Origin of the sequence: Cupriavidus oxalaticus (genome assembly GCF_038900635.1) — a bacterium.
Lineage (GTDB): Bacteria > Pseudomonadota > Gammaproteobacteria > Burkholderiales > Burkholderiaceae > Cupriavidus > Cupriavidus oxalaticus_B.
The window spans coordinates 1-12,049 of sequence record NZ_JAYMRX010000049.1 but is presented as its reverse complement, the minus strand read 5'-3'; the positions used below and the strand labels follow the sequence as shown (position 1 = coordinate 12,049).

Annotated in this window: 9 protein-coding genes; 6 read left to right on the top strand and 3 right to left on the bottom strand. The window is 64.7% G+C overall.

The genetic code is table 11. The annotated features are described in order from the left end of the window. Positions 1–188 precede the first annotated feature (188 nt). Both VSR71_RS34620 and VSR71_RS34615 read left to right on the top strand, forming a co-directional pair. On the top strand, positions 189–878 hold the full coding sequence (locus tag VSR71_RS34620) for a helix-turn-helix transcriptional regulator (RefSeq protein ID WP_342917871.1): 690 nt from the start codon (positions 189–191) through the stop codon (positions 876–878). A 44-nt stretch (positions 879–922) separates the two neighbouring features. Further along, the gene (locus VSR71_RS34615) at positions 923–1,429 is read left to right on the top strand and encodes a DUF6630 family protein (protein WP_342917870.1); all 507 of its coding nucleotides are present in this window, start codon (positions 923–925) and stop codon (positions 1,427–1,429) included. A gap of 56 nt (positions 1,430–1,485) precedes the next feature. Here the strand turns inward: VSR71_RS34615 and VSR71_RS34610 are convergent, their stop codons facing one another. The 3 genes from VSR71_RS34610 to VSR71_RS34600 all read right to left on the bottom strand — a co-directional run bounded on the left by VSR71_RS34610 (position 1,486) and on the right by VSR71_RS34600 (position 5,410). Further along, positions 1,486–2,424, bottom strand: a complete 939-nt coding sequence (locus VSR71_RS34610; RefSeq protein ID WP_342917869.1) for a LysR family transcriptional regulator — start codon at positions 2,422–2,424, stop codon at positions 1,486–1,488. A 127-nt stretch (positions 2,425–2,551) separates the two neighbouring features. After that, on the bottom strand, positions 2,552–3,637 hold the full coding sequence (locus VSR71_RS34605) for a Zn-dependent alcohol dehydrogenase (protein ID WP_342917868.1): 1,086 nt from the start codon (positions 3,635–3,637) through the stop codon (positions 2,552–2,554). 108 nt (positions 3,638–3,745) lie between these two features. Continuing rightward, positions 3,746–5,410 carry a phospholipase D family protein gene (locus tag VSR71_RS34600; RefSeq protein WP_342917867.1) on the bottom strand — a complete coding sequence of 555 codons (1,665 nt, stop codon included), beginning with the start codon at positions 5,408–5,410 and terminating at the stop codon, positions 3,746–3,748. A gap of 384 nt (positions 5,411–5,794) precedes the next feature. Here VSR71_RS34600 and VSR71_RS34595 point away from each other — a divergent pair, with 384 nt between their 5' ends. The 4 genes from VSR71_RS34595 (at position 5,795) to VSR71_RS34580 (ending at position 11,880) form a co-directional block, all read left to right on the top strand. Continuing rightward, entirely contained in the window at positions 5,795–7,327 is a 1,533-nt protein-coding gene (locus VSR71_RS34595; protein ID WP_342917866.1) for an amino acid permease, read from the top strand. A gap of 414 nt (positions 7,328–7,741) precedes the next feature. After that, complete coding sequence (locus VSR71_RS34590) at positions 7,742–9,904, top strand: TonB-dependent receptor (protein WP_342917865.1); 2,163 nt, start codon at positions 7,742–7,744, stop codon at positions 9,902–9,904. Positions 9,905–10,687: 783 nt separating this feature from the next. After that, positions 10,688–11,248: a PAAR domain-containing protein gene (locus VSR71_RS34585; protein ID WP_342917864.1), complete on the top strand. Its 561-nt coding sequence runs from the start codon at positions 10,688–10,690 to the stop codon at positions 11,246–11,248. Beyond that, entirely contained in the window at positions 11,245–11,880 is a 636-nt protein-coding gene (locus VSR71_RS34580) for a hypothetical protein (RefSeq protein WP_342917863.1), read from the top strand. The genes VSR71_RS34585 and VSR71_RS34580 overlap by 4 nt, the downstream gene beginning before the upstream one ends. Positions 11,881–12,049: the final 169 nt, after the last annotated feature.

The window sequence follows — 12,049 nt, the reverse complement described above, 5'->3', positions numbered from 1 at the left end:
CGCGAACGCCCCCATCAGGCCCTGAAATACAAAACGCCCGATGATGTTCATCGGGCGTCTGTTTCCACCGGGCGCTAGCCGCCGAATGGCGCTACCAAAACCTGTCAACCTATGTCAGGACTTGACAAGGTCAGCTGGCGCTGTTCAGTCATATACTCCGCATTGCACCTTTCACCCGGAGCCAAACCATGGATTACACCCCCGGTATCAGCCAGCTGGCCGGCCTGCTCGCCGACGCCGGCCGGGCCGCCATGCTATGGGCGCTGATGGATGGCAGCGCGCGGCCCGCGGGCGAGCTGGCGCTGATCGCCGGCCTGTCGGCGTCGTCCACGAGCGGGCACCTCGCGCGGCTGACCGAGGGTGGGATGCTGGCGGTGGAGACGCGGGGGCGAAACCGGTATTACCGGCTGGCCGCGCCGGAGATCGGCGTGGCGATCGAGGCGCTGGCGTCGGCGTCGCTGGCCAGCCGGCCGCCGCGGCTGCGCGACGTGCCGGTGTCGCGTACCGCGCCGCCGGCGCTGCGGCAGGCGCGCACCTGCTACGACCACCTGGCCGGCGAACTGGCGGTGGGGCTGTTCGAGCGGATGACGCAAAGTGGCTGGCTGGTGCTGGATGCGCAGCGCGTGGAACTGAGCGGCGACGGCGCGCAGGCGCTGGCCGGACTAGGCATCGACATTGCTGCAGCGCGGCGCAAGCGGCGCCAGTTTGCCTGCACCTGCCCGGACTGGAGCGAGCGCAAACCCCACCTCGGCGGCGCGCTGGGCGCGGCGCTGCTGGGCAGCCTGCTGGAGCGCGGCTGGGTCGAGACCACGCGCACATCGCGCGCGTTGCGCGTGACACCGGCGGGCCAACGCGAGATCATGCGCATCGCGGCATAAGTCGCGGCATGATCAAGCCCGCACCGCACCACAGGAGATCTCGCATGGCCACACCACTGGACGTCGACACGCAGGACGCGATCGCGCGTTTCTTCGCCCTGATCAACCTCGACGACAGCGCGCAGACGGCGGCGCAGCTGTCGATGTTCGAAGACGCGCTGCTTGACGCCGAGGACGACGACACCGAGGGCGGCGAACTGCTATGGGTGGTGCGCGAAGTCATCGACTGGCAATCCGGCTTCTTCGTCGACTGGAAGGACTGCCAGTCGTTTATCGGCTGCCTGAACCAGCTGTGCGAGCGCATCGACCTGGAAATCGACTGGGGCACCGACGAACCCGAGGAAGAGTCGTTCCTGGAAGGCACCAGCGTGCCCGAGCTGATGGAGCTTGCGCACAACCAGTTGCGTGTGGCCGGCTATACGCTGTGGAACTGGGATACCGGCGGCGACGCCTACGCCGGCTGGATCACGCGCAGCGAGGATGATGAAGAGATGCTCGACCTGGCCGAGCAATTGCGCTTCGAGATCCGGCCCGCCGACCAGCCTTATTGAGCCACCCGCGGCGACCGCTGCGATCGTGGCCATCGCGCCAGTGGCCGCTGTTGCCGCTACGGCGCCAGCGTCTCGCGCCTGCGCGCCGGCGGACGCCGGGTCTCGGGCACGCCGACGGTCTGCTCCAGCACGTCAAGGAACACGCGCACGCTTGCCGGCATGAGCTTGCGCGCCGGCATCAGCACGTAGACCTTGAGCGGCGACGAGGCATAGGCCGGCAGCACCCGCACCAGTTGCCCCAGCTCCAGCTGCTCCTGCACGAAGCGTGGCGACAGCCGCGTCACCCCCAGCCCATCGATGGCAGCCTTCAGCCGCAGCTCGGCGTTGTGGGTGCCGATGCGCGGCTCCACGTCCACGCGCGCGATCTCGACGCCGTCGCGCAGGAATTCCCAATGCTTGTCATCCGCGTTGCCCAGCGTGGGCCAGCCCTGCAGGTCCTGCGGCGTGCGCGGCAGCCCGCGCGCGCGGATCAGCGCCGGCGCGGCGTAGAAGGCGCGCTCGATCAGCACCACGCGCTTGCTGGCGAAGGAGGTGTCGTGCAGCCCGGTGTTGGTCATGACGAAGGCCAGGTCGTAGCCGTGGCGGACCAGGTCGGGCTGGTCCCAGCTGACATCGACCTGCACGCGCAGGGCCGGGTGTGCACGCAACACCCGCGTCAGCGTTTCCGACAGGTGCTGCGAGCCGACTTCATACGGGGTGGAGATGCGCAGCACGCCGCTGACCTCGGCACTGCCCGAGGCGGCTTCGGCGCTGATCTCGTGCAGCTCGGCGAACAGCGGGGCAACGCGGTCGTAGAGCTGCTGGCCGCGCTCGGTGACGCGCACGCGGCGCGTGGTGCGCTCGAACAGCCGCGCGCCAAGCTGCCCTTCCAGCCGCGCCACGGCGGCGCTGGCGGAGGACTTGGGCACTTGCGCAAGTTCGGCGCCTTGGGTAAAACCGCCGCCTTCCACCACGCGGCAGAAGATTTCCCAGTCTTTCCAGTCGATTGTCTTCATGCGGGGGAGCTGGGCTAGGGTCGGGGCGGCGGCGGTATAGAGCGCCATTGTCCCACAGTGTGGACAATGGCGCCGGTCGATGCAGGCAGCTTTCAGTACCGGCCCCGCGCAGCCCTGAGGCGGCCGCTTATTCGAACAGGATCACCGAACGCGCCAGCTCGCCGCGGCGCAGTTCGTCGAAGGCATCGTTGATACGCTCCAGCGGCAGGCGCTGTGCAATCAGTTCGTCCAGGTGCAGCCGGCCGGCCATGTAGAAATCGACCATGCGCGGCATGTCGACCGGGAAGCGGTTCGAGCCCATCAGCGAGCCCTGGATGCGTTTTTCGCCGAGGAAGTCGCTGCCCTTCAGTTCGATCTTGACGCCCGGCGCGATCATGCCGATCACGGTGGCGGTGCCGCCGCGGCGGAGCATGGCAAAGGCCTGCTCGGTGGTCTGCTTCAGGCCGATGGCCTCGAAGGCGTGATGCACGCCACCGCCGGTCAGTTCGCGCACGGCATCGAGCACGTCGGCAGCGCCGGCATCGATCACGTCAGTGGCGCCGAACTTGCGCGCCAGCTCCAGCTTGGCCGGCACGCGGTCGATGGCGATGATGCGGCCGGCGCCGGCAATCGCGGCGCTGTTGACCGTAGCCAGGCCGATGCCGCCGCAGCCGATCACGGCAACGGTCTCGCCCGGCTGCACCCTGGCGGTATGGATGACCGCGCCCATGCCCGTGGTGACGGCGCAGCCGATCAGCGCGGCGCGGTCCAGCGGCATGTCGCGGCGGATCGCCACCAGTGCGTGTTCGTGGATCAGCATCTGCTCGGCAAAGGCTGACAGGTTCAGGAACTGGTTCATGGGTCCGCCCTGCCGTGCCATCAGGCGCGGCTCCTCGCCTTCGCGGCGGCGGGTATCGGGCTCGATGCACAGCGACAGGTGCCCCGTCAGGCAATGCTCGCAATGGCCGCAGTACGCCGACAGGCAGGTGATGACGTGGTCGCCGGGCCTGACCGTGCGCACCTCGGCGCCAACCTGCTCGACCACGCCGGCGGCCTCGTGGCCCAGGATTGCAGGCATCGGGTACGGATAGGCGCCGTCCAGGAAATGCAGGTCGGAGTGGCACACACCCACGGCAGCGGTGCGCACCAGCACTTCGCGCGGGCCTGGCTTGCCGATGGCAACATCTTCGATGACGAGCGGGGTCTTGGGTTGATGCAGGACGGCGGCTTTCATAACGCTCCTTTGCGGCGGGCGTGCCGGGACGGCACAGTGCAATGAAGCCAAAAACCATAACCGCAAACAATGGTTCAGGAAAGTCGCGTCGCGGCGGCGCAGCGATGTTTACAACTCTTCCTTGATCGGGAGCACACGCAGCACGCCGATGCCAAGATGTTGCAGCGCGCCCATGCCAGGCTCGCTGTCGTAGGTGGTGAGCTGCCCGTTGTCGCGCGTGGTCCACGTCAGGCGCGCATTGTTGCCGTCGGCATCGGTGCGCACGCCGATGCGGTAGGCCATGTCGAGCAGTCCGTCCTCGGTGGTCTTGATCATGCGCTCGGCCAGCGCCGGGCTGTCGAGCACGATGCCCATCTCGGTGTTCAGCTTGGCCGAACGGGGATCCATGTTGAGCGAGCCGATGAACACCAGGCGCCGGTCGACGATGTAGTTCTTGGCGTGCAGGCTGGCGCGGCTCGACGACAGCCAGGAGCGCGAGCGCGAACCCTTGGCGGCCTTGCCGCGCTGCGCCAGCTCGGCATAGGCGCTGGGCTTGAGTTCGTACAGCTCGATGCCGGCGGCCACCAGTGCCTCGCGGTGCGGGGCATAGCCCGCATGCACCGCGCTGACGTCGGTGGCGGCGAAGGAATTGGTCAGGATGCGCACGCGGATGCCGCGCTTCGCGATCGCGATCAGCCAGGCCTCGCCGTCGTCGTCGGGGACGAAGTATGGCGAAATCAGCATGACTTCCTTCTGCGCGCCGCTGATCATCTTCTCCAGCCGGGCGGTGGCATGACCGGGATCGTCGTGGGTCTGGTGGGTGATCTTGGCGGCCTTGTCGGAGACCACCGTGGCCTTGCCGGTATAGGCAGGCATGCGGCCGCTCTCGATGCCTTTGGCCAGGCCCGAGTCGAGCAGTTCCTGCACATACTGGCTGGCCTTGGCCTGGTCGCCGCGCGCTTCCAGGCGCTTGCGCAGGCTGCGCATTTCCACCGGCGCCTCCTTGCCCTCGGGGATCAGCGCCATCACCGGATAGGAAGACTCGTCATTCCAGTATTCGTCGAACACCGCCGATACCTGCGGCACCGCCGGGCCCGCGATCAACACATCGAGGTCGCTGAAGTCCATGTCGGTGCGCGCGGAGAAATAGGCATCGCCGATATTGCGCCCGCCCACCACCGACATCTGGTTGTCGACCGTCATCGACTTGTTATGCATGCGCCGGTCCAGCCGGCTGAAGTCCGCCAGCATTTCCAGCCAGCGCAGGCTGCGGTTGGCGAACGGGTTGAACAGGCGCACTTCGATATTGGGATGCGAATCGATCGCCGACAGGATCTTGTCCACCTCGCCGCCGGTACGCAGGTCGTCGAGCAGCATGCGCACGCGCACGCCGCGGTCGGCGGCGTCGATGATGTCGCCGAGCACCGCGGCGCCGGTGCCGGTCGGCTCCAGGATGTAGGTCTGCAGGTCAAGGCTGCGCTGCGCCGCGCGGGCCATTGCCAGGCGCGCGGCCAGCGCGTCGGGGCCGGACGAGAGCGGGTAGAACAGCGACTCGCCCGGGCGCTGCGCCAGGCGCGGGGCCAGCGCCTTGCCCAGCGGCGTCTCCGTGGTCGTGGCGGTGGCGGCGGGCGCGTTGGACGGCGGGCGCTCGGCCGATGCCGGCAGGCTTGCGCAACCGGTCAGCCCCATGGCCAGCGCCAGCGTCAGCGTGATCGCCAGCGGCAGCGCTGCCAGCGGTTGCGGCCGCTGGCGGCAGGTATCGGACGGACAGTGGCAGAAGAAAGTCTGGAACATCCATGGAGCTCCCTGCGCCGGGAAGGCGCCGGCCCGGGACGCGCCGTGCAGAAAACCGCGCACGGATTGCATGTGGCGTACCAGACCCGCTATCAAGACAATACACCCCGGCAACAGGCGACGGCAGCGGTGCGGTTCCTTTCCGGACGGGGTCTTTGTCCTACATGGCTTGTGCGCTGCGGCATTGACCGCACAGGGTTGCATCAGGCTTGCGGCTTTTCCTGCACTGCGATTTCTCTTATGATCCCGCCGCATAGCCAGGTTGTATATACCGGCCGGTAGCCCGTCCCTGCGGCGGCACCAGGCTGAACCTGCGGCCGCATTGCCTGCGCGCCCGATCCCCGGCATAGTTGCGCGCTTTTGCGCGTCCCGACCCGAGTCCCGATGTCCAGCCAACCTTCCTCTTCCGGCGCGCCAGCGCCAACGCTGCGCCGCACGCTGCGCGCCCGCCATCTCACCATGATCGCCATCGGCGGCTCAATCGGCACGGGGCTGTTCGTGGCATCGGGCGCCACCATCGCGCAGGCCGGGCCCGGCGGCGCACTGGCCGCCTACATCCTGATCGGCGCGATGGTGTATTTCCTGATGACCAGCCTGGGCGAGCTGGCCGCGTACATGCCGGTATCGGGTTCGTTCGCCACCTACGGCGCGCGCTATGTCGACGAAGGCTTCGGCTTCGCGCTGGGATGGAACTACTGGTACAACTGGGCGGTGACCATCGCGGTGGAACTGGCCGCGGCGCAGCTGGTGATGCTGTACTGGTTCCCCGACACGCCAGGCGTGCTGTGGAGTGCGCTGTTCCTCGGGCTGATGTTCGCGCTCAATGCCATCTCGGTGCGCGGCTTCGGCGAGGCCGAGTACTGGTGCGCGCTGGTCAAGGTGGTGACGGTGATCGCCTTCATCGGCATCGGCACGCTGATGATCTTCGGCATCCTGCGGGGCGACATGCCGGCCTCGCACGGGCTGGGCAACCTGACCCTCGGCGATGCGCCGTTTGTCGGCGGGCTGCCGGCGCTGATCGGGGTGGCCATGATCGCCGGCTTCTCGTTCCAGGGCACCGAGCTGATCGGCGTGGCAGCGGGCGAATCGGCCGACCCGGCGAAGAACATCCCGCGCGCGGTGCGGCAGGTGTTCTGGCGCATCCTGCTGTTCTATGTGCTGGCGATCCTGATCATCGGCATCCTGATCCCCTACACCGATCCCAGCCTGCTCAAGAGCGACGTGCAGACCGTGGGCGTGAGCCCGTTCACGCTGGTGTTCCGCCATGCCGGCCTGGCCTTCGCCGCCGGCGTGATGAACGCGGTGATCCTGACCGCGGTGTTGTCGGCCGGCAATTCCGGCATGTACGCATCGACCCGCATGCTCTACAACCTGGCCACCGAAGGGCGCGCGCCGCGCATCTTCGCGCGGCTGACGCGCAACGGCGTGCCGCTGGTGGCGCTGCTGGCCACCACCGCGGTGGGCGCGCTGTGCTTTCTCACCTCGCTGTTCGAAAGCAAGTCGGTGTACCTGTGGCTGCTGAACCTGTCTGGCATGACTGGCTTCATCGCGTGGCTGGGCATCGCGGTCAGCCACTACCGCTTCCGCAAGGGCTTTGTCGCGCAGGGCCATGACCTGTCGCGCCTGCCCTACCGGTCGCCGTTCTTCCCCTATGGGCCGGTCTTTGCCTTCGGGCTGTGCCTGATCGTTACGCTGGGCCAGAACTACCAGGCCTTCGCCAGCGGCAAGATCGACTGGGTCGGCGTGGCCGCCACCTATATCGGCATCCCGATCTTCCTGGCGATCTGGGCGGGCTACCGGATCGTGCGCAAGACCCGCTTCGTGCGCTATGCCGAGATGGAATTCCCCGCGCTGCCGGCCGGCGGCGGCGGCGACGGCGTCGCCGCGCGCGGCGCCGCTCCGATGCCGGCCGAATAGGCACCTATCCCCCTCGCGTCATACCAGGCAGGCGTCCCGCCCTTTCACGCTGGACGCCGCCCGTCCGGGCACCAGGAGAAGACACTGACTTCGATCGAGCCGTGCAAGCGGGCGGCTGGGGAGTTGGACAAGGCTTATGAGGGGATCCGGAAGCGGATGTAGTCCGCTGAAGACGGATTGGTTGCCCGTCCATTTCATCACGACTCAGCTCCGCTCACTTTTCAGATCCCTTCAGGACTGAGCGAACGCTACATCACATGCAACGGTAGCCTCCGTTGCTTTCTACGCAACACTCCCCGCCCCCGCCTTGACGCCGCATGGCCATGTGTCCATCATTCCGATCCTTCTTAAATGCGAATTATTCGCATTTGTATCAACATTTACACACAGGCCCGCCTGTCTTACCGCCGACCCATGAATCACGCCGACATCCGCGTAACCCGCCTGCGCGCACCCAAGCCTCGCCATCTCGCCGTATTGGCGCACCTGGCCGTCCTTTCCGGCTTCCCGGCGGCGGCCGCGCAGGCGCAGGAGGCAGCCGCGGGCGCCGAGCCGCAAGCGCTGCCCGCCGTGACGGTCAGTGCGACCGCCGTCGATGACGCGGGCCTGCAGCTTCAGAAAAAAACCAGTACCGGTGCACTGGGCTCGCGTACGCAGCTCGACACGCCGTATTCCACGACCATTGTCACCGGCGAGGACCTGGCCGATCGCCAGGTCAGCAAGCTCGGCGACGTGTTCGCCATGGATGCCTCGGTCACCGACAACAGCAACGCCTATAACAGCTGGGCCAGCTACCTGACCGTGCGCGGCCTGCAGGTCGACTGGCAGAACGGCTTCAAGATCAACGGGCTGCCATTCGTAGCCTACGGCATCACGCTGCCGTACGAGCACCTGGAACAGGTGGAACTGCTCAAGGGCCTGCCGGGCTTCATGTACGGATTTGGCACCCCAGGCGGCATCGTCAACTACGTCACCAAGAAGCCGACCGACACTTTTACCGCATCGTTCGAGCTGGGCTACCGCGCCGCCAACGTGTGGAGCGAGCACATCGACCTCGGCGGCCGCGCGGGCCCGGACAACATGTTCGGCTACCGGCTCAACTACACGCACGAGGAAGGCACGCCGTACAACGCGCGCAATGTCAACCGCGACACGGTGTCGCTGGGCCTGGACGCGCGCCTGACCAGGGACCTGACCTGGACATTCGACTCGATCTACCAGGACCGCCGCACCACCGGGCAGATGCCGTCCTTCAGCTTCTGGACCTACGCCGACCCGGCGCTGCCCGCCGCCGTATCCGGCCGCATCCGCAACTTCGCCGGCAGCGACCAGCACCTGAACACCAACCTGCAGCTCTACACCACGGGCCTGCGCTACCAGGTGAACCCGGACTGGGCGGTCAGCACCAACTACAGCTTCAGCAAGGTCAACCGCAGCCGCAACGAGAGCCTGTATGGCGTACTGAACCAGGCCGGCGACTACACCGACACGCGCTATGACACCGCCCAGAACCAGCAGGTCGGCTATTGGCAGGCGATGCTCGAGGGCAAGTTCCGCACCGGCCCGTTCGGCCACCAGCTGGTGGCCGGCCTGTCGTGGCAGAAGCAGATCGACCGCTATGACAACAACGGCTTTGCCGGCACGATCGGCACCGGCAATATCTTTGAGCCCAATACCAACACGTACTTCAGTTCGACCGCGTTCAACAAGGTGCGCAACAGCGACATCACGCAGAAGTCGATCTTTGCCAGCGATACCGTGCAGCTGAGCGAGCGCTGGTCGGTGCTGGCCGGCCTGCGCGTCACCAATTTCGAGCAGAACGGCTACGTGCCGGCGGCCACCAACTACACCAAGAACGGCGTGGTCACGCCGACGCTCGCGCTGATGTTCAAGCCAGTGCCGGCAGCCACGGTCTATGCCAGCTATGTAGAAGCGCTGGAGCCCGGATCGATCGTGCCGGATGGCTACACCAACGCTCGCCAGTTGCTCAGCCCGCTCCGCAGCAAGCAGTATGAAATCGGCGTCAAAGCGGACCAGCAGAAGTGGAGCGCCACTGCCGCGCTGTTCCGCATCGAGCGCGACGCAGAGTACGACAGTGTCAGCGGCGGCGTGCCGACGCGGGTGCAGGACGGCTCCTCGATCTATCAGGGCGTGGAACTTGCCGGCGTGTACCGCCTGGGTTCGCAGTGGGAATTCGGCGGCAGCGCGATGTACCTCGATACCTACTACGACAAGGGCAATGCCAATATCGACAACCGCGTCGCCGGCGCACCCGAACTGGTGCTGGCGGGCCGCATCAGCTACCGCGTGCCGTACGTGCCGGGCCTGCGGATTGGCATCGACGGCAAGTACACCAGCAATATCAAGGTCAACGCGACCAATACGCTGGAGGCGGGGGGCTATACCGTGTTCAACCTCGGCGCCACCTACAACACGCGCGTGTACGGCAAGGACCTGACGCTGCGCGCAGCGCTGAACAACCTGACCAACAAGCGCTACTGGGGCTTCCAGTATGAGAACTACCTGCAGCCGGGCGATCCGCGCAGCGTGAGCCTGACGGCGAAGATTGCTTATTGAGGGGTGGTTTGGCTTGCGCTTCGACACGCTGTCGGGGAGACAGCATGAGCCAAGTCACCGCGGTCGCCGACAGCGTGGCTGTAAAGCGCCGTCGGCATGTTCGCCTAAGAGGCCCCGTGTTGCGGGGCGTTTTCCGGGTCGCAGAACGAATGATGCGACACCAACAGGTTTGCAGAGGCCTGCGTACAAGCTGGTCCAGTTCCTGCAGCGGCCAGCACCACATTTCGTCACCGCGCAGATGCCCCTGGTGCTATCAAGCGATTCTCGCTGACGCGCCGAGACCGCAGCGTGGCCGCTTCGCCGGCAACATCCCAGATACGGCATTGCGGCCCGGCAACGTGTCGCGCAGCAGTCTTCACTCCGTCCAGATCCAAAGAAGAATCCGGCCTTCACGCGAGGCCTGACTTCTGACCGGCATATGGTACCGCACCGGACCTCGAAAACGAGGACCGGCCACTGCGGCCCCCTGCTTCTCTGAACGCACTGGTCCGACAGCGCACTGATGAAAGCGGGCGAGAGTATCGCTAGCGGACCGGCCGAATCCAACTGCAATTGCCTTGCAGGTTCTGACATTTCCGATTGATCCTCGCCGCCGATATTGACTAAATGATGGCCGGGGTAAGAGAACGATTTCTCACGAGGAGCAATGATGCAAGATGCAAAGCCTGAAAGGACTGGCGACACGATCTTATTCAGCCCAGTTCAGGCACTGAAATTTCAAGAATTCGAGGGTGAGCAGATCAGGATCCCGCTTACGTTCCTGCTCGCGCATGAGGGGACACTATGGTAACCAGAACCTACTTAATCAAGGGCGACAAGGCCGACAATGGCGCTGTAATCGTCGGCGGCAGTCCAGACGTGACCTATCACGGCATCCCGGTAGCACGCGAAGGCGATCCTGTTTTCTGCCCCGTGTGCAAGCGCTCAGGCGTGATCGCCTGCATCGGACCACGCTGGCCATATAGCGACAAGGGCAAGGAAATGGCGCTCAGTGGCGATATCTGCGTATGTGGCTGTCTGAAGCCTCCGGTCTTCTTCGCATCCCGTCCTTACACGATGAACATGACCGCTGAGGACGCCGCAAGGCATAGCGTCGCTTACGCATCCGTCAATATGACGAGCACTGATTCTCTAGTTGATGGTGAAGTCATCGAGGAATATTTCGAGATTGTCGACGGGTCAACCGGAAAGCCTGCGGAAGGCTATTTATATGACTTGTACTCGAACGGCTCTCGCATCCAGCACAAGGCCCGGTTCCTTAGTGGAAGAACCGTCGACATGAAAGGAAAAGGTAGCTGGCGCCTCGTAATGTGGCTTGATAAGAGCGGAGAGGATCGACCATGACCTCAGAACCGGCCGAGAACAAAGGCACCCTTGATTCGGAAACCAGGCTGTTGGCGGCCATTGCCTACGGAGAGGCATCCACGGCTGATGTGTTTGAGGAGATGGCGGCACTGGCAAGTATCGTACTCCGACAAAGTAAGGCGCGAGGCTACAGCAGCCTAGCGAGCTTCACAGGCAATGAGAAATCGTTCTCCTTCGTCGTTTCCGACGGAAATAAGCGCTACAAGAGGCTGATGGGGGCGACAGCGGCACAACTAGAAAAGAGCGCCGCAATGACCGACGCGATAAAAGCAGCGAGAAACGCTTTTTCCGGTGGTACCGACTACTCCAATGGCGCTTACTTCTGGGACGGTGCGGACATCAAAACCAAATACGAGACACATTTCAAGGTTCGACACGGCATCAGGTTCACCAACCCATCGCACTATATTTATAGCATCAGGGAATCCACCAAATTGATCATCAAGAAAAAAACCACAAAAGCAAAGGTTGACGGGAAAATCGTCACAAACACCAAGGAGCTATATCGTTACGACCACATATACGAATCCACTGCCGCGCTTGGCGGAACGATATTTTGGAAACAGAGTGACGATTACATGAAATTTACAGGCGCAAAGGCCTATCGATGATGAAAATCCGTCGACCAATGATCAAGATAAGCTGGATTGTCTGTGGATTTGCCCCCGTGTCCGCGGACACGGTCACACCCTTAGGTTGATAAGGCCATCGCACGCCTGAACTCGCGCGGAGAGCGGTAATTCAGGGCGCTATGGGGGTGCTGCTCGTTGTAGTGCTCAA

Bases quoted from the DNA above. Each gene is read 5' to 3' on its own strand.
- VSR71_RS34620 (WP_342917871.1), top strand. From the start codon at position 189: ATGGATTACACCCCCGGTATCAGCCAGCTGGCCGGCCTGCTCGCCGAC.
- VSR71_RS34615 (WP_342917870.1), top strand. From the start codon at position 923: ATGGCCACACCACTGGACGTCGACACGCAGGACGCGATCGCGCGTTTC.
- VSR71_RS34610 (WP_342917869.1), bottom strand. From the start codon at position 2,424: ATGAAGACAATCGACTGGAAAGACTGGGAAATCTTCTGCCGCGTGGTG.
- VSR71_RS34605 (WP_342917868.1), bottom strand. From the start codon at position 3,637: ATGAAAGCCGCCGTCCTGCATCAACCCAAGACCCCGCTCGTCATCGAA.
- VSR71_RS34600 (WP_342917867.1), bottom strand. From the start codon at position 5,410: ATGTTCCAGACTTTCTTCTGCCACTGTCCGTCCGATACCTGCCGCCAG.
- VSR71_RS34595 (WP_342917866.1), top strand. From the start codon at position 5,795: ATGTCCAGCCAACCTTCCTCTTCCGGCGCGCCAGCGCCAACGCTGCGC.
- VSR71_RS34590 (WP_342917865.1), top strand. From the start codon at position 7,742: ATGAATCACGCCGACATCCGCGTAACCCGCCTGCGCGCACCCAAGCCT.
- VSR71_RS34585 (WP_342917864.1), top strand. From the start codon at position 10,688: ATGGTAACCAGAACCTACTTAATCAAGGGCGACAAGGCCGACAATGGC.
- VSR71_RS34580 (WP_342917863.1), top strand. From the start codon at position 11,245: ATGACCTCAGAACCGGCCGAGAACAAAGGCACCCTTGATTCGGAAACC.